At 53.4% G+C, this 16,422-nt stretch carries 16 protein-coding genes; 6 read left to right on the top strand and 10 right to left on the bottom strand.

The features are described 5' to 3' along the window. Positions 1-21: 21 nt before the first annotated feature. The 10 genes from dusB to ACH0VJ_RS11830 form a co-directional block, all read right to left on the bottom strand. On the bottom strand, positions 22-987 hold the full coding sequence (gene dusB / locus ACH0VJ_RS11875) for a tRNA dihydrouridine synthase DusB (RefSeq protein ID WP_001219664.1): 966 nt from the start codon (positions 985-987) through the stop codon (positions 22-24). Positions 988-1,253: 266 nt separating this feature from the next. After that, positions 1,254-1,511 (bottom strand): carbonic anhydrase family protein, encoded by a 258-nt coding sequence (locus tag ACH0VJ_RS11870; protein ID WP_229023608.1) that lies wholly within the window; start codon positions 1,509-1,511, stop codon positions 1,254-1,256. Between the two features lie 137 nt (positions 1,512-1,648). Then, a complete protein-coding gene (gene prmA / locus ACH0VJ_RS11865) occupies positions 1,649-2,530 on the bottom strand; it encodes a 50S ribosomal protein L11 methyltransferase (protein ID WP_001145849.1) in 882 nt (293 codons plus the stop codon). A gap of 11 nt (positions 2,531-2,541) precedes the next feature. Then, the gene (gene panF / locus ACH0VJ_RS11860; RefSeq protein ID WP_001175740.1) at positions 2,542-3,993 is read right to left on the bottom strand and encodes a sodium/pantothenate symporter; all 1,452 of its coding nucleotides are present in this window, start codon (positions 3,991-3,993) and stop codon (positions 2,542-2,544) included. Next, complete coding sequence (locus tag ACH0VJ_RS11855; RefSeq protein WP_000340018.1) at positions 3,983-4,225, bottom strand: YhdT family protein; 243 nt, start codon at positions 4,223-4,225, stop codon at positions 3,983-3,985. The genes panF and ACH0VJ_RS11855 overlap by 11 nt, the downstream gene beginning before the upstream one ends. 108 nt (positions 4,226-4,333) lie before the next feature. Next, on the bottom strand, positions 4,334-5,683 hold the full coding sequence (gene accC, locus ACH0VJ_RS11850) for an acetyl-CoA carboxylase biotin carboxylase subunit (protein WP_000884627.1): 1,350 nt from the start codon (positions 5,681-5,683) through the stop codon (positions 4,334-4,336). A 10-nt stretch (positions 5,684-5,693) separates the two neighbouring features. Beyond that, on the bottom strand, positions 5,694-6,164 hold the full coding sequence (gene accB / locus ACH0VJ_RS11845; RefSeq protein WP_000354626.1) for an acetyl-CoA carboxylase biotin carboxyl carrier protein: 471 nt from the start codon (positions 6,162-6,164) through the stop codon (positions 5,694-5,696). Positions 6,165-6,556: 392 nt separating this feature from the next. Continuing rightward, positions 6,557-7,156, bottom strand: a complete 600-nt coding sequence (msrQ, locus tag ACH0VJ_RS11840; RefSeq protein WP_001241497.1) for a protein-methionine-sulfoxide reductase heme-binding subunit MsrQ — start codon at positions 7,154-7,156, stop codon at positions 6,557-6,559. Continuing rightward, positions 7,157-8,161: a protein-methionine-sulfoxide reductase catalytic subunit MsrP gene (gene msrP, locus ACH0VJ_RS11835; protein WP_000723876.1), complete on the bottom strand. Its 1,005-nt coding sequence runs from the start codon at positions 8,159-8,161 to the stop codon at positions 7,157-7,159. A gap of 117 nt (positions 8,162-8,278) precedes the next feature. Continuing rightward, positions 8,279-9,253, bottom strand: a complete 975-nt coding sequence (locus ACH0VJ_RS11830; protein ID WP_001148240.1) for an MDR family oxidoreductase — start codon at positions 9,251-9,253, stop codon at positions 8,279-8,281. A 203-nt stretch (positions 9,254-9,456) separates the two neighbouring features. Here ACH0VJ_RS11830 and csrD point away from each other — a divergent pair, with 203 nt between their 5' ends. The 6 genes from csrD (at position 9,457) to rng (ending at position 16,417) form a co-directional block, all read left to right on the top strand. Further along, positions 9,457-11,397: an RNase E specificity factor CsrD gene (gene csrD, locus ACH0VJ_RS11825; protein WP_001241381.1), complete on the top strand. Its 1,941-nt coding sequence runs from the start codon at positions 9,457-9,459 to the stop codon at positions 11,395-11,397. 307 nt (positions 11,398-11,704) lie between these two features. Then, complete coding sequence (mreB, locus tag ACH0VJ_RS11820) at positions 11,705-12,748, top strand: rod shape-determining protein MreB (RefSeq protein ID WP_000913396.1); 1,044 nt, start codon at positions 11,705-11,707, stop codon at positions 12,746-12,748. A 64-nt stretch (positions 12,749-12,812) separates the two neighbouring features. Next, positions 12,813-13,865, top strand: a complete 1,053-nt coding sequence (gene mreC / locus ACH0VJ_RS11815) for a rod shape-determining protein MreC (protein WP_000802538.1) — start codon at positions 12,813-12,815, stop codon at positions 13,863-13,865. 2 nt (positions 13,866-13,867) lie between these two features. After that, the gene (mreD, locus tag ACH0VJ_RS11810; protein ID WP_000179403.1) at positions 13,868-14,356 is read left to right on the top strand and encodes a rod shape-determining protein MreD; all 489 of its coding nucleotides are present in this window, start codon (positions 13,868-13,870) and stop codon (positions 14,354-14,356) included. A gap of 8 nt (positions 14,357-14,364) precedes the next feature. Beyond that, positions 14,365-14,958, top strand: a complete 594-nt coding sequence (locus tag ACH0VJ_RS11805) for a nucleoside triphosphate pyrophosphatase (RefSeq protein ID WP_000210306.1) — start codon at positions 14,365-14,367, stop codon at positions 14,956-14,958. Further along, on the top strand, positions 14,948-16,417 hold the full coding sequence (gene rng, locus ACH0VJ_RS11800) for a ribonuclease G (protein WP_000123188.1): 1,470 nt from the start codon (positions 14,948-14,950) through the stop codon (positions 16,415-16,417). Before ACH0VJ_RS11805 ends, rng begins: the two co-directional genes overlap by 11 nt. The last annotated feature ends 5 nt before the right edge of the window (positions 16,418-16,422 follow it).

Genomic DNA, 16,422 nt, shown 5'->3' with positions numbered 1-16,422 from the left:
CTGTCAGCTCTTTATTTCTGTTTACGCAAAATTTTCGAAGTATGCCTCCAACGCCTCCAGCTGTTCGCTGGCGTCCTCAATAGCGTTGAATGTGCGCCGAAACTGGTCGTCTGGAGCGTGCTCCTGGAGATACCAGGAGACGTGTTTACGCGCGATTCGGTACCCTTTTGCCTGACCGTAAAAGTCATGCAGTTCCCGAACATGCGTGCAAAGCAAGCGCTTTACCTCTGCCAGCGGCAGCGGCGGAAGCAGCTCCCCAGTGTCCAGATAATGCTGGATTTCCCGAAAGATCCAGGGTCTTCCCTGAGCTGCGCGGCCTATCATCAGGGCATCCGCCCCTGTATAGTCGAGAACAGCTCTGGCTTTATGCGGGTTAGTAATGTCGCCATTCGCGATAATCGGAATGGAAACTTTCTGCTTAACTGCCCGAATACTGTCGTATTCAGCTTCTCCGTTGAACAAACAGGCGCGGGTGCGGCCATGGATGGTCAGAGCCTGAATACCACAATCTTCAGCCAGTTGGGCAATCTCTACGCAGTTACGGTGTTCCGGCGCCCAGCCGGTGCGAATCTTGAGAGTCACAGGAACGTCCACTGCGTTTACGACCCCGATGAGTATAGACTTCACTAAATCCGGGTACTGCAAGAGGGCTGAACCTGCCAGCTTACGATTCACTTTCTTCGCCGGGCACCCCATATTGATATCAATAATCTGGGCGCCGCTTTCCACGTTAATACGTGCGGCATCGGCCATCTCAACAGGGTCGCTACCGGCAATTTGCACCGTGCGAATTCCTGGCTCATCAACGTGCACCATCCGTAAACGAGATTTATCGCTTTCCCACACTTGCGGGTTAGAAGACATCATCTCGGATACTGTCAATCCTGCTCCCATCTCATAGCACAGCGTCCGGAAAGGTCTGTCAGTAATGCCAGCCATGGGCGCTGCGATCAGGCGATTTCTGAGCTGATATTGTCCGATGCGCATGAGTTAAGAAATGACCATACTGTGACTGCAAGGCGGCGTATATTACGCATTTTTTGCACGAGATGAAAGGCCAAACTTTGAACAATCCACTGTTGTAGATCAATGAATCGTGCTTAAAAACAGCAAAATAAATTTATAATTCAGTAAAATCATAGGGTTATTTATTGTCGGCGGTTTTGTACGCGCTTACAAATTCCCGTAACTTCTCTCTATTTCTTCGTTCAGAAACAAGTTAAACGGAATAATCTGCTTTTTTTATAAGCTAATTACCCCAAATGAATGGGATCGCCGTCTCGTTTCAGGACAAGATCACTTCCCGCTGCGCGTGATTTTTCTCCATTGTCAGTCGGAAGGGGGCGCACAGACACGCTTTTGTGTTCATGAATGGCACGCATAAATTTTTCCAGCTGCGCTGAAGAGAGGGTTAGCGGATGCTGCAGAACAACCCGGACAGCATTTACTAAGCACGAGGACGATGGCTGCGACCCGTTAAAACGCCAGTATCTTTTGTCCGCTGGTAGCAGCTGTTTATCCAGACGGATAGTGACAAAGAAGTTATTTCAGGCATTTATTTGATGAATTTAATGATGTCTCGGTGACAGAAAGGTGTTAAGGCAGTTGTGTGGAGAAAAGCGTGGCCGGGCGACCACGCTGACAAGAATTATTTCTTACGGCCAGTAATGCGGCACCACTCTTCTTTTTCGACGACCGGGTCGAGAGTAAAAAGCTCGGCGTAAGCATCACAGACGCTTTCCGCCTGGCTGGCGAGAATACCTGAAAGCCCCAGCAGACCGCCCTCAACGGGCAGTACGCTGATTAACGGGGCCAGTTCGCGTAATGGGCCTGCCAGGATGTTAGCGACGACCACGTCGGCTTTCATGGCTTCTGGCTGGTCTTTCGGCAGGTACAGCTCCAGCCGGTCAGACACGCCGTTGCGTTCGGCATTATCGCGACTGGCCTGAATAGCTTGCGGATCGATATCAATACCAATCGCTTTTGCCGCTCCCAGTTTCAGCGCGGCAATCGCCAGAATGCCTGAACCGCAGCCAAAGTCGATCACGGTTTTGCCGTTGAGATCGAGCCCGTCCAGCCATTGCAGACATAAAGAGGTGGTGGGGTGCGTACCCGTACCGAACGCCAGTCCCGGGTCGAGCATCACGTTGACGGCATTCTCGTCCGGAATGTCACGCCAGCTGGGACAAATCCACAGACGCTCGCCAAAACGCATCGGATGGAAATTATCCATCCATTCGCGTTCCCAGTCTTTATCTTCCAGTTGTTCGATTTTATGGGCAAATCCGGCACCCAGCAGCGGATGTTGCTCCAGAATCGCGACAACGTCTTTCATGTCGGTTTCGGCGTCGAACAGACCGATCACATCGGTATCGCCCCACAGACGGGTTTCGCCCGGCAACGGCTCAAAAACCGGCGTATCGTGCGTATCCTGAAAGGTAATGGAAACGGCGCCCGCTTCCATCAGCGCATCACTCAGCTCTTCAGCATTCGCGCCGGTGGTATTCAGTTTCAATTGGATCCATGGCATGGCAAAACTCTTTATTTATCAGTAGACAATACGGTGGCTTGCGAAGCGGAAGAGCCGAATCGGTTTCCGATCAGAAAAGCCAATAAACTTAACAGTAACGCGGGCACAATCGGATGAAAGCCCAGGTACTGAATATTAAATGTGGCAAGCAGGGCATATAGCACGCCGCCCACGATCATGGCGCTTAATGCGCCTGCCGCGTTTGCCCGCTCCCAGTAAAGACCCAATACCAGCGGCCATAAGAACACCGCTTCCAGGCCGCCAAACGCCAGCAGGTTGAGCCAAATGATCATCTCTGGCGGTTTCCACGCGGCCAGCAGCAACAGCGCGCCTAGCAGTAATGTAATCACTGCCGACATACGCTTCAGCCGGATCTCATTTTGCATCTGATCGGGGCGCAGGTTGAGATAGAGATCTTTAATGATCGTCGCGGAACTTTGCAGCAGTTGGGCGTTAATTGTTGACATAATCGCCGCCATTGGCGCAGCAAGGAAGATCCCGGCGGCAAACGGCGGCAAAACTTTCACCATTAGCGTTGGGATCACCAGATCCGGCACCGTCAGATCCGGAAGCACCGCGCGACCCAGCGCGCCGGCAAGGTGCATCCCGAACATTAAAATCGCCACGACAATCGTACCGATAATAATGCCCCGGTGTACCGCTTTACTGTCTTTATAGGAGATGCAGCGCACCGCCGTATGCGGCAGGCCAATCACACCAAAACAGACCAGTACCCAAAAAGAGGTCATAAAGGCGGGAGAAAGTATGTCATCGGCGCCCTGCGGCGTTACCAGTTTGGGGTCGAGAGCGTGCAGCGTGTCAACGGCCTGATTTAGACCGCCCGCCGCATGGATCACGCCCACCAGCAGCACTATCGTGCCGACCAGCATCACCAGGCCCTGTAGCGTATCGTTAAGTACGCTGGCGCGAAAGCCGCCAAACGCCGTATAGAGTGCGATACTGACGCCAAATATTAGCAGGCCGGTTTCGTAGGGAATCCCCGCCGCGGTTTCCAGCAGTCGCGCGCCGCCGATAAATTGTACGGTCATTGCGCCAATAAACGCGACCAATAAACTCAGGCTTGCCAACCACACCAGCAGGCGGCTTTGGTAACGAGCGAATAGCATATCGTTAAGCGTGACGGCATTATAGCGACGCGCCAGGATAGCGAATTTTTTACCCAGAATACCCAGTGAAAGCCAGACGGCGGGAAGCTGGATCATCGCCAGCAAGACCCAGCCCAGACCGTATTTATAAGCCGCGCCGGGACCGCCGATAAATGAACTGGCGCTAATATAGGTGGCGGTAAGCGTCATCGCGAGCACGATCCCGCCCATCGAACGGCTGCCAAGAAAATATTCGTTTAAAAAGGTGCCGGCGGTACGCTTGCGCATAGCGTAAATCGAGACCCCGAAGACCACGACCAGATAGGCTACCAGCGGTAGAATGACCTCAAGCTGCATCGTCATCCTCCAGCGAAATATCGCGATAAATGAATTTCACCATCGCCCAGCACAGCAAAATAAAGACCAGCGGCGTCAATAAGCAGGCCATCTCGAACCAGTGCGGCAGACCGGTAATTCCCGGCGAGTCTCCAGGTAAGTAAGCAGCCACTAACCATGCCGCCAGATAGCAAAGGGTCAGCCACAGCGCCCAGCGCGCCTCTTTATGGGCCTGAACAAAACGAGCGTCCATTTTTTGTCCCTTATGGGTGAAGAAAGCGGGAATTGTACATGATGGGGCATCGCTATCCCCAGAAATAAAAAAGGCCGGATTCACCGGCCTTTTGAGATTAACGTGCGATTACTTTTCCTGAAGACCGAGTTTTTTCTCCAGATAGTGGATGTTGGTTCCACCGTGCTGGAAGTGCTCGTCATTCATGATGCGGGTCTGCAGATCGATATTGGTTTTGATACCATCGATAATCAGTTCCTGCAGGGCATTTTTCATACGGGCAATCGCCACGTCGCGGTTTTCACCGTAGCAGATGAGCTTGCCGATCATGGAATCATAGTACGGCGGCACCGTGTAGCCCGCGTAGATATGAGATTCCCAGCGAACGCCAAAGCCGCCAGGCGCATGGAAGCGCGTGATTTTGCCTGGGCTTGGCAGGAAGGTGTTCGGATCTTCGGCATTGATACGGCATTCTACCGCATGGCCTCGAACGACAACTTCGTCCTGTGTGATCGACAGCGGCTGACCCGCCGCGATGCGCAACTGCTCTTTGATCAAATCGACGCCGGTAATCATTTCAGTCACCGGGTGTTCAACCTGAATACGGGTGTTCATTTCGATGAAATAGAACTCGCCGTTTTCGAACAGGAATTCGAACGTCCCTGCGCCGCGATAGCCGATGTCTACGCACGCTTTCGCGCAGCGTTCGCCGATATAGCGACGCAGTTCCGGCGTAATGCCTGGCGCCGGGGCTTCTTCAACCACTTTCTGGTGGCGACGCTGCATGGAACAGTCGCGTTCCGCCAGATAGATAGCGTTGCCCTGGCCGTCCGCCAGCACCTGAATTTCGATGTGGCGTGGATTTTCCAGGTATTTTTCCATGTATACCATGTCGTTGCTGAAAGCTGCTTTCGCTTCCGCTTTGGTCATGGAGATGGACTGCGCCAGTTCAGCATCGCTACGAACTACGCGCATACCGCGGCCGCCGCCGCCGCCGGACGCTTTGATGATCACCGGATAGCCAATACGTTTGGCATGAGCGCGGTTCGCATTCATATCGTCGCCCAGCGGGCCGTCAGATCCTGGTACGGTCGGCACGCCCGCTTTTTTCATCGCGGTAATCGCGGACACTTTATCGCCCATCAGGCGGATGGTGTCCGCTTTCGGGCCGATAAAGATAAAGCCGGAGCGTTCAACCTGCTCGGCAAAATTGGCGTTCTCAGAAAGGAAGCCGTAACCCGGGTGGATTGCCACCGCGCCGGTGATTTCAGCGGCGCTAATGATAGCCGGGATGTTCAGATAACTTTTTACGGACGGTGCCGGGCCAATACAGACCGTCTCATCCGCCAGCAATACGTGTTTTAAATCGCGATCCGCGCTTGAGTGCACAGCGACGGTCTTGATGCCGAGTTCTTTACAGGCTCGAAGAATACGTAGTGCGATCTCGCCGCGGTTGGCGATGACAATTTTATCCAACATGTTCGCCTCGTTACTCGATGACGACCAGTGGCTCGTCAAATTCTACCGGTTGACCACTTTCGACCAGAATCGCTTTCACAGTACCTGCTTTGTCAGCTTCGATCTGGTTCATCATTTTCATGGCTTCAACGATGCACAGGGTATCGCCCACGTTCACTTTCTGGCCCACTTCGATGAACGCTTTCGCGTCCGGGCTTGGGGTGCGGTAGAAAGTACCAACCATTGGGGAGCGTACGATGTGACCACTGATTTCCGCTGCGGCAGGCGCTTCCATTGCTGGAGTAGCCGCTGGCGCGACAGCGTTAGACAGAGCGGGTTGCTGCATCATCGGCGCCGCATAAGCCTGCTGCATCACCGGAAAACCGGCGTTTGCCGTTGTGCGGCTGATGCGAACAGATTCTTCGCCTTCAGAAATTTCCAGTTCGGAGATACCTGATTCTTCAACCAGCTCGATCAGTTTTTTAATCTTACGAATATCCATGAGTGGGTTCCGTACTCTTTGTTTAGTGTGATTGTGACAGGCGTTTTAGCGCCGTCTGTAAAGCATGTGAATGACTGCCGCGGGTAAAATACCGCGCATCTTTGATTTGCCTGTTATGCCGTAGCACCCGAAGGTGAAATTCATGATTTGCCAGTCATTGTGTGGCTATCTTCTGCCATTTTCGGGCAAAAAACAAAATATACCTTCATTGCTCGATTGTCACCCTTTCTGCGAACGAAAATCGCCGTTGGGGAATGTAAAGTCGCACATTATAACTATTTCGTCGCAATTGGCAGCTAAATACTGGTCTTATCAGGGAAGATAATCAACCCGAAACATAAAAAGGACATTACCTGTTTTGCGTTTTGCAATCGACCGCACAGTTCACCAAACTAGCGCCACCACTGGCGAAACTTCCGGTAACGCAACGCTAAAAGGGCTAACGCTAATGCCGCGTAGATGACCGGTTGCGGTGATAAAATCTTTACCGACCACAGGTAATGTATGGGAGCCAGGATCGCGACAAGATAGACGACGTTATGCAGTGTTTGCCAGCGTTTGCCCAATTTACGCTGCGCAAATTGCGTTGAGGTCAACGTCAGCGCTAGTAACACCAGCCAGCTAATGACCCCAAGCGTCAAATAAGGGCGTGAAATCAACTCGCTTCCTAACAGCGCCAGGTTATGTATCCCCAGTTCCAGCAAGGCATAGCTGGTTAAATGCAGCGTAGCCCAAACGAAACACCATAACCCCAACAGGCGGCGTGTGCGTATCAATAATGGCTGTTTAGCGTAGCGCGCCAGCGGTGAAACCAGCAAGGTGGCGAGCAAAAATTTGAGCGCGGTTCTGCCGGTAAAGTGTTGGATATCCTTTACCGGGTCTGCGCTGAGTCCACCGTGATTTATCGCCCAAAAGAGCCACAGAAGCGGCAAAAAACCGGCAAGATGCAGACAAACTTTTAGCCAGGTTATCTGTTTTACTGTCAGACGCACTTAAAAATTCTCCCGCAAATTGAGACCGCGATACAGCGAAGCGACTTCATTGGCGTAGCCGTTAAACAGCAGCGTCGGCTGCCTTTGCACATCAAGGATACCGCCTGAACCAATAAAGCGTTCGGTAGCCTGAGACCAGCGTGGATGATCCACATGCGGGTTCACATTGGCGTAAAAACCATATTCGTTGGGAGCCGACAAATTCCAGGTGGTTGGCGGACGTTCGCGGGTGAGTTTAATGCTGACAATAGATTTAATACCTTTAAAACCATACTTCCATGGAACGATGAGTCGAATAGGCGCACCGTTTTGCGGGGGTAACGCCTTACCATAGACGCCAACGGTCATCAGAGTCAGCGGATGCATGGCTTCGTCCAGACGTAGCCCTTCGACATAAGGGTATTTCAGTCCGCCGCCAATAAAACGATCTTTCTGTCCTGGCATATCATCCGGCGCGTATAGCGTTTCGAATGCCACATATTTAGCGTGGCTGGTGGGCTGTGCCTGCGCGAGTAGCTTATATAAAGGGAAACCAATCCACGGCACGACCATGGACCACGCTTCGACGCAGCGCATTCGATAGATACGCTCTTCTAATGGGAAACGATGTGTTAAATCGTCATAATCCAGCGTAAATGGCTTCGCGACTTCCCCGCTGATTTTCAACGTCCACGGTTCGGTTTTCAGACTTCCGGCATTGGCCGCCGGGTCGGCTTTATCAAGGCCAAACTCATAGAAATTGTTGTAGCCCGTCACCTTATCTTCCGGCGTTAACGCTAAATCGCTTCGCCAGGCGGCAGGCTGACTAAACTCAAGCGGTTTACCGGCAGGCGCTTTCGGACGATCGTTGCCTTTAAACCAACTGAAGAGATCGGCCTGCGCCGTTGAGGGTAAGGATAAGGCGGCCGCGCTGATGCCTAATGCTTTTAGCACCTGTCGGCGCTGCATAAAAAAAGCCGATTCCGCAGTCACATCGGCTTCTGTTAATGGACGTATCTTTTTCATCACAGACTCCCGGTCTACCCACCACAACACAACATAGCGTGTAGTGAATATGACAGGGAGTGTGTCAATGTGTAAAAATAAATAGTTAATTAAGTGTAAATTTTTTTATACGTGACGTTATTTTATCTTCACCAGCGTACGGCCCTGAACCTGATTATTGATGATGGCATCGGCGAACTTCGGCGCATCCGCCAGCGTAATCTCTGTGGCGGCCTGAGCATAGAACGATTCCGGCAGATCCTTAACCAAACGCGCCCAGGCTTCTGCGCGACGTGCCGGTGGGGTCATCACCGAGTCCACCCCTTGCAAACGCACATTACGCAGAATGAATGGCATAACGGTGGTCGGCAGCGCGAAGCCGCCCGCCAGGCCGCAGGCGGCCACGCAACCGCCATAGTTCATCTGTGCCAGGACTTTCGCCAGCACTTTATCGCCAACGGTATCAATTGCACCGGCCCACAGCTGTTTTTCCAACGGGCGAGATTCAGCAAACTCATCGCGGCTGAGAATACGGTTAGCTCCCAGGCTCTTAAGATAGCCGTGGGTGCTTTCACGTCCTGATACTGCTGCAACCTGATAGCCCAGCTTATGCAGTAATGCAACGGCAGTGCTGCCCACGCCGCCGCTGGCGCCGGTGACGACAATCTCACCGTCTTGCGGGCGAATACCTGCATCTTCAAGCGCCATGACGCACAGCATGGCGGTAAAACCGGCGGTGCCGATGATCATGGCGTTACGGCTGCTCAGTCCCGCAGGCAGCGCGACCAGCCAGTCGCCTTTAACGCGTGCGCGTTCGGCCAGGCCGCCCCAGTGGTTTTCGCCCACGCCCCAGCCAGTCAGTAGTACTTCCTGGCCTGCATGAAAGCGAGGATCTTCGCTTGCGTGAACGGTGCCGGCGAAATCAATACCAGGAATCATCGGAAAATGACGGATAATTTTCCCTTTTCCGGTGATAGCCAGAGCATCTTTATAATTCAGGCTGGACCAGTGGACATCCACCGTCACATCACCTGCCGGCAGTTGACTCTCTTCGAGATGTTGCACGGATGCGAGGGTTTTACCGTCCTGCTGTTCTAAGATCAACGCCTGCATAACCTGTCCTCACTTTACATGGTAGATTGGAAAAATAGCTACGAAGACTATACTCGCTAATTAAAACGTGATGCCGATGCAACGCAATAAATTGCCAGATAGATCCATTTTGGTAGTATGCCTGCTTCATTGCGCGCCGTGGCGAATTCCGCCTTCAGATTCGCTTTTTCATACTGTTTATAACCGTCGGAGTTAACTCAAGGATGCGATTAACGACGAAATTCTCAGCTTTTATCACGCTGCTCACGGGGTTAACGATCTTCGTGACTCTGATAGGTTGCTCGCTAAGCTTTTATAACGCCGTACAGTATAAGTATGTCAGCCGTGTGCAGGCGACGGCGACAGCCATTGATACGCACCTGGTGACCCATGATATTGTCTCGCTGACGCCGCAAATCGACGAACTCATGATCGCTTCCGATATTGTGCGTGTCGATCTGTTGCAGGGGGAGCGCAGCGTCTACAGCCATTCTCGCGCCAGAGGTTATCGGCCAGCTGGCACCAGCGACATGTATCGCGAGCTGGTCGTACCGCTGATAAAACATCCAGGAATGTCGCTACGTCTGGTTTATCAGGACCCGATGGGTAACTATTTTCACTCACTGATCACCACGGCGCCGCTGACGCTGGCGATCGGTTTTATCGTTCTGATTTTGTTTTTATCGGTGCGCTGGCTGCAGCGGCAGCTTTCCGGGCAAGAGCTTCTGGAAATTCGCTCCACGCGTATTCTGAACGGCGAACGCGGGGCGAATGTCCGCGGTTCTGTTTACGAATGGCCAGCGCGCACCAGTAGCGCGCTTGATGTATTGCTTTCCGAAATTCAGTTTGCTCACGAACAGCGTAGTCGCCTGGACACCCTCATTCGCTCCTACGCCGCGCAGGACACCAAAACCGGACTCGGTAACCGTCTGTTCTTTGATAACCAACTGGCGACGCTGCTGGAAGATCAGGAAAAAGTGGGAGTGCATGGCGTGGTGATGATGATCCGCTTGCCAGACTTCAATCTTCTGCGCGACAGCCTGGGAGGCAATCAGGCGGAAGAGCAGATGTTTATGCTTATCAATCTGCTATCGACATTTATTATGCGTTACCCAGGCTCGCTGCTGGCGCGTTATCACCGCAGCGACTTTGCCGTGCTGCTACCGCATCGAACGCTGAAAGAAGCGGAAAGTATTGCCGGACAACTTTTAAAAGCTGTCGATGCGCTACCGGCTAACAAAATGCTCGATCGTGACGATATGGTACATATCGGCATTTGCGCCTGGCGCAGCGGACAGTCCACCGAGCAGGTGATGGAACATGCTGAAGCCGCGGCGCGGAATGCCGCCCTGCAGGGGGGAAATAGCTGGGCTATCTACGACGACACTCTGCCGGAAAAAGGGCGCGGCAATGTGCGCTGGCGCACATTGATTGAGCAGATGCTGAACCGGGGCGGACCGCGACTTTATCAAAAACCGGCGGTCACGCGAGAAGGTCGCGTACATCATCGGGAATTGATGTGTCGCATCTATGACGGTAAAGAAGAGGTGAGCTCGGCGGAGTATATGCCGATGGTGTTGCAATTTGGTTTATCGGAAGAGTATGACAGATTACAAATTAGCCGCCTGATTACGTTGCTGGGCTACTGGCCGGATGAAAATCTGGCAATGCAGTTGACGGTTGAGTCGCTGATTCGTCCGCGTTTTCAGCGCTGGTTGCGCGATACGTTAATGCAGTGTGAAAAATCACAGCGAAATCGCATAATTATTGAACTTGCGGAGGCAGATGTTTGTCAACACATCAGCCGGTTACAACCCATCCTTCGCTTAGTCAATGCGCTTGGCGTTCGGGTGGCGGTGACACAGGCGGGTTTGACGCTGGTTAGCACGAGCTGGATTAAAGCGCTCAATGTGGAATTACTCAAGCTGCATCCGAGTCTGGTCAGAAACATTGAGAAGCGAACGGAAAACCAGCTTCTGGTTCAAAGTCTGGTAGAGGCCTGCGCGGGCACGCCTACGCAGGTTTACGCGACGGGCGTCCGTTCGCGCGGCGAGTGGCAGACGCTGACAAAACGCGGCGTGGCTGGCGGGCAGGGTGATTTTTTTGCCTCCTCCCAACTACTTGACACAAACGTGAAAAAATATTCGCAAAGATACTCGGTTTAACCTGCCGTTTAATTTGTTTTCACGTAGAATAACGCGCGCTGCGCCTCATGGGGGTGTGCTTGTCTGCTCGCCAGATTGTTGCAGCAAATATGCAGGTGAATGACCTTTGACAGGTTGCAAACGAAGGCGAGGATTGCTGCTGATTTTTTCAGCCCTGAGGGACTCAGGCCGAGATTTGTAACAAAGGAAACGAACTGCACTAATTTTCACCGTAGCAGATGATTTTTGCGCCTTGTCGCTGCTGCGTGTGGTTGGTAAAGTAAGCGGATTTTGTTTTCCGCCCCAGCTTTCAGGATTATCCCTTAGTATGTTGAAAAAATTTCGTGGCATGTTTTCCAATGACCTGTCCATTGACCTGGGTACCGCGAATACCCTCATTTATGTAAAAGGACAAGGCATCGTATTGAATGAGCCTTCCGTTGTGGCCATTCGTCAGGATCGTGCCGGTTCGCCGAAAAGCGTGGCTGCAGTCGGTCATGATGCGAAGCAGATGCTGGGCCGTACGCCGGGCAATATCGCTGCGATCCGTCCGATGAAAGACGGCGTTATCGCTGACTTCTTTGTGACCGAAAAAATGCTCCAGCACTTTATTAAACAAGTGCACAGCAACAGCTTTATGCGCCCAAGCCCGCGCGTACTGGTATGCGTGCCGGTCGGCGCGACGCAGGTAGAACGCCGCGCAATTCGTGAATCCGCTCAGGGCGCAGGCGCCCGTGAAGTCTTTTTGATCGAAGAGCCGATGGCGGCCGCGATCGGCGCAGGTCTGCCAGTTTCTGAAGCAACCGGTTCAATGGTTGTGGATATCGGTGGTGGTACCACTGAAGTTGCCGTGATCTCCCTGAACGGCGTGGTTTACTCTTCTTCTGTCCGTATTGGTGGTGACCGCTTCGACGAAGCCATCATTAATTACGTTCGTCGTAACTACGGTTCTCTGATCGGTGAAGCCACCGCAGAACGTATTAAACACGAAATCGGTTCCGCTTATCCGGGCGACGAAGTCCGCGAGATTGAAGTGCGTGGCCGTAACCTGGCGGAAGGCGTTCCACGCGGCTTTACCCTGAACTCAAACGAGATTCTGGAAGCGTTGCAGGAACCGTTGACCGGTATCGTCAGCGCGGTAATGGTGGCGCTGGAACAGTGTCCGCCGGAGCTGGCGTCAGACATCTCCGAGCGCGGTATGGTGCTCACCGGCGGCGGCGCGCTGCTGCGTAACCTTGACCGTCTGTTAATGGAAGAGACGGGCATTCCTGTCGTGGTTGCTGAAGATCCGCTGACCTGTGTGGCGCGCGGCGGCGGCAAGGCGCTGGAAATGATCGATATGCACGGCGGCGACCTGTTCAGCGAAGAGTAGTTGGATACGGGCAGGATTATCCCTGGATTGTCCTGCCTCTCCGACGCGAGAATACGCATAGCCTATGAAGCCAATTTTTAGCCGTGGCCCGTCGCTACAGATTCGCCTTATTCTGGCGGTGCTGGTGGCGCTCGGCGTTATCATTGCCGACAGCCGCCTGGGGACGTTCAGTCAAATCCGAACGTACATGGACACTGCCGTCAGTCCTTTCTATTTTATTTCAAACGGCCCTCGTGAACTGCTCGACAGCGTGTCGCAAACGCTGGCTTCTCGCGACCAGCTTGAGCTGGAAAACCGGGCGCTGCGCCAGGAATTACTGCTAAAAAACAGCGACCTGCTGATGCTGGGGCAGTACAAACAGGAGAACGCGCGGTTGCGCGAGCTGCTGGGGTCTCCGCTGCGTCAGGACGAGCAGAAAATGGTGACTCAGGTTATTTCAACGGTTAACGATCCTTACAGCGATCAGGTCGTTATCGATAAAGGCAGCGTTAATGGCGTATATGAAGGTCAACCGGTCATTAGCGACAAAGGCGTCGTAGGGCAGGTTGTCGCCGTGGCGAAACTGACCAGTCGCGTACTGCTGATTTGCGATGCGACTCATGCGCTGCCGATTCAGGTACTGCGCAATGACATCCGCGTGATTGCCGCCGGTAACGGCTGCACTGACGATCTTCAGCTTGAACATCTGCCCGCCAATACCGATATTCGCGTCGGCGATGTGCTGGTAACGTCCGGACTTGGTGGGCGTTTCCCGGAAGGGTATCCGGTGGCGGTGGTCTCCTCCGTCAAGCTGGACACTCAGCGCGCCTATACCGTCATTCAGGCACGTCCAACCGCGGGTTTGCAGCGTTTACGCTATCTGCTGCTGTTGTGGGGAGCCGATCGTAACGGCGCCAATCCGATGACGCCGGAAGAGGTTCACCGCGTCGCCAATGAGCGCCTGATGCAGATGATGCCGCAGGTGTTGCCTTCTCCGGATGCGATGGGGCCGCCGGCGCCAGTGCCGGACCCGGCGACGGGGATTACTCAGCCATCTGCGGGCCAGACTGCGCCGGTATCAACGCAACCATCGCCTTCGGGCGCGACCACGCCGCCTGCGCGTGCGCCGGGAGGGTAATGGTGGCGAGCTATCGTAGCCAGGGGCGCTGGGTTATCTGGCTCTCTTTTCTTATTGCGCTGTTGCTGCAAATCATGCCCTGGCCGGACGACATCATTGTTTTCCGGCCAAACTGGGTTTTGCTCATCTTACTGTACTGGATTCTGGCCCTGCCGCACCGCGTAAATGTGGGGACGGGATTTGTGATGGGTGCCATACTTGATCTCATCAGCGGTTCCACACTTGGCGTGCGCGCTCTGTCGATGAGTATTGTCGCCTATCTGGTCGCTCTGAAATTCCAGCTCTTCCGTAACCTGGCGCTCTGGCAGCAGGCGCTGGTGGTAATGTTGCTTTCACTGGCCGTGGACATTATTGTTTTCTGGGCCGAGTTTTTAGTGATCAACGTCTCTTTCAGACCGGAAGTGTTCTGGAGTAGTGTAGTCAATGGCGTGCTGTGGCCCTGGCTCTTTTTGCTGATGCGTAAAGTACGCCAGCAGTTTGCTGTGCAATAAAGGTCGATATGACAACTCTGTATCTTGCTTCCGGTTCCCCGCGTCGCCAGGAATTATTGACTCAACTTGGATTTTCATTCGAGCAGGTCGTGCCTGGTATTGAAGAGCAACGGCGTGCTCAGGAAAGCGCGCAGCAGTATGTTGTTCGGCTGGCACGCGAAAAGGCGCAGGCTGGCGTGGCGCTGGTTCCCCGTGATCTGCCGGTGTTGGGCGCGGATACGATAGTCGTGTTAAACGGCGAGGTGCTGGAAAAGCCGCGCGACGCCGCTCATGCCGCAGAAATGCTGCGTTTGCTTTCCGGAAATACGCATCAGGTGATGACTGCTGTTGCGCTTGCGGACTCGCAGCAGACGCTGGATTGTCTGGTGGTAACGGAGGTGACTTTCCGCACGCTTTCTGCGCAGGATATTACTGGCTATGTCGCCAGCGGCGAGCCTTTAGATAAAGCAGGTGCATACGGTATTCAGGGGCGGGGTGGCTGTTTTGTCAGGAAGATAAATGGCAGCTATCACGCCGTGGTCGGCTTACCGCTGGTTGAAACGTATGAGTTGTTGAGTCATTTTAACGCACTGCGTGATAAAAGGGATAAACATGACGGCTGAATTGTTGGTAAACGTAACGCCATCGGAAACGCGCGTGGCGTACATTGATGGCGGTATTCTTCAGGAAATCCATATTGAGCGCGAAGCGCGACGCGGAATCGTAGGCAATATCTACAAAGGTCGTGTAAGTCGTGTACTTCCAGGTATGCAGGCGGCTTTTGTAGATATTGGGCTGGATAAAGCCGCATTTCTTCATGCTTCCGACATTATGCCGCATACCGAATGCGTGGCGGGCGACGAGCAAAAACAGTTTACCGTGCGCGATATCTCCGAACTGGTGCGTCAGGGACAGGATCTGATGGTGCAGGTAGTGAAAGATCCGCTCGGCACGAAAGGCGCGCGTTTGACCACGGACATCACGTTGCCCTCCCGTTACCTTGTTTTTATGCCCGGCGCGTCACACGTTGGCGTTTCCCAGCGCATCGAAAGCGAAAGTGAACGCGAGCGCCTGAAAAAGGTGGTGGCGGAATACTGCGACGAACAGGGCGGGTTTATTATCCGTACCGCGGCGGAAGGCGTGTGTGAAGAGGATCTCGCGTCTGACGCCGCCTATCTCAAGCGCGTCTGGACGAAAGTCATGGAGCGCAAAAAGCGTCCGCAAACGCGCTACCAGATGTATGGCGAACTGGCGCTGGCGCAGCGCGTGCTGCGCGATTTCGCCGATGCGCAGTTGGACCGAATTCGCGTCGACTCACGTCTGACCTATGAGTCGCTGCTGGAGTTTACCGCAGAATACATCCCGGAAATGACCAGTAAGCTGGAGCATTACAGTGGCCATCAGCCGATCTTCGATCTTTATGACGTGGAAAATGAGATCCAGCGCGCGCTGGAGCGTAAGGTTGAACTCAAGTCCGGCGGTTATCTGATTATCGACCAAACCGAAGCGATGACGACGGTAGATATCAATACCGGCGCGTTTGTCGGACACCGTAATCTCGACGACACCATTTTTAATACCAATATTGAAGCGACGCAGGCCATTGCCCGCCAGCTACGCCTGCGTAATCTGGGCGGCATTATCATTATCGATTTTATCGACATGAATAATGAAGATCATCGCCGTCGGGTGCTGCATTCGCTGGAACAGGCGTTAAGTAAGGATCGCGTGAAAACCAGTATTAACGGTTTTTCGCCGCTGGGACTGGTGGAAATGACCCGTAAACGGACCCGTGAAAGCGTGGAACATGTGCTTTGTAACGAGTGTCCAACCTGTCATGGCCGCGGGACGGTAAAAACGGTGGAAACCGTCTGCTATGAGATCATGCGTGAAATTGTACGTGTTCATCACGCTTATGACTCCGATCGCTTCCTGGTTTATGCTTCTCCTGCGGTGGCGGAAGCGCTGAAAGGCGAAGAATCACACGCGCTGGCGGAAGTCGAAATCTTTGTCGGCAAACAGGTTAAAGTTCAGGTCGAACCGCTTTATAACCAGGAGCAGTTTGACGTCGTAATGATGTAAAAGAC

It is taken from the genome of Salmonella sp. 2020_1459, assembly GCF_043847915.1.
GTDB lineage: Bacteria > Pseudomonadota > Gammaproteobacteria > Enterobacterales > Enterobacteriaceae > Salmonella > Salmonella enterica.
This window is presented reverse-complemented; position numbering and strand designations above follow the sequence as displayed.

What these genes read in the sequence shown, in the direction of transcription:
- prmA (WP_001145849.1), bottom strand. Translation starts at nt 2,530, where the DNA reads ATGCCATGGATCCAATTGAAACTGAATACCACCGGCGCGAATGCTGAA.
- mreC (WP_000802538.1), top strand. Translation starts at nt 12,813, where the DNA reads ATGAAGCCAATTTTTAGCCGTGGCCCGTCGCTACAGATTCGCCTTATT.
- ACH0VJ_RS11830 (WP_001148240.1), bottom strand. Translation starts at nt 9,253, where the DNA reads ATGCAGGCGTTGATCTTAGAACAGCAGGACGGTAAAACCCTCGCATCC.
- panF (WP_001175740.1), bottom strand. Translation starts at nt 3,993, where the DNA reads ATGCAGCTTGAGGTCATTCTACCGCTGGTAGCCTATCTGGTCGTGGTC.
- accC (WP_000884627.1), bottom strand. Translation starts at nt 5,683, where the DNA reads ATGTTGGATAAAATTGTCATCGCCAACCGCGGCGAGATCGCACTACGT.
- msrP (WP_000723876.1), bottom strand. Translation starts at nt 8,161, where the DNA reads ATGAAAAAGATACGTCCATTAACAGAAGCCGATGTGACTGCGGAATCG.
- ACH0VJ_RS11855 (WP_000340018.1), bottom strand. Translation starts at nt 4,225, where the DNA reads ATGGACGCTCGTTTTGTTCAGGCCCATAAAGAGGCGCGCTGGGCGCTG.
- rng (WP_000123188.1), top strand. Translation starts at nt 14,948, where the DNA reads ATGACGGCTGAATTGTTGGTAAACGTAACGCCATCGGAAACGCGCGTG.
- dusB (WP_001219664.1), bottom strand. Translation starts at nt 987, where the DNA reads ATGCGCATCGGACAATATCAGCTCAGAAATCGCCTGATCGCAGCGCCC.
- mreB (WP_000913396.1), top strand. Translation starts at nt 11,705, where the DNA reads ATGTTGAAAAAATTTCGTGGCATGTTTTCCAATGACCTGTCCATTGAC.
- csrD (WP_001241381.1), top strand. Translation starts at nt 9,457, where the DNA reads ATGCGATTAACGACGAAATTCTCAGCTTTTATCACGCTGCTCACGGGG.
- accB (WP_000354626.1), bottom strand. Translation starts at nt 6,164, where the DNA reads ATGGATATTCGTAAGATTAAAAAACTGATCGAGCTGGTTGAAGAATCA.
- ACH0VJ_RS11805 (WP_000210306.1), top strand. Translation starts at nt 14,365, where the DNA reads ATGACAACTCTGTATCTTGCTTCCGGTTCCCCGCGTCGCCAGGAATTA.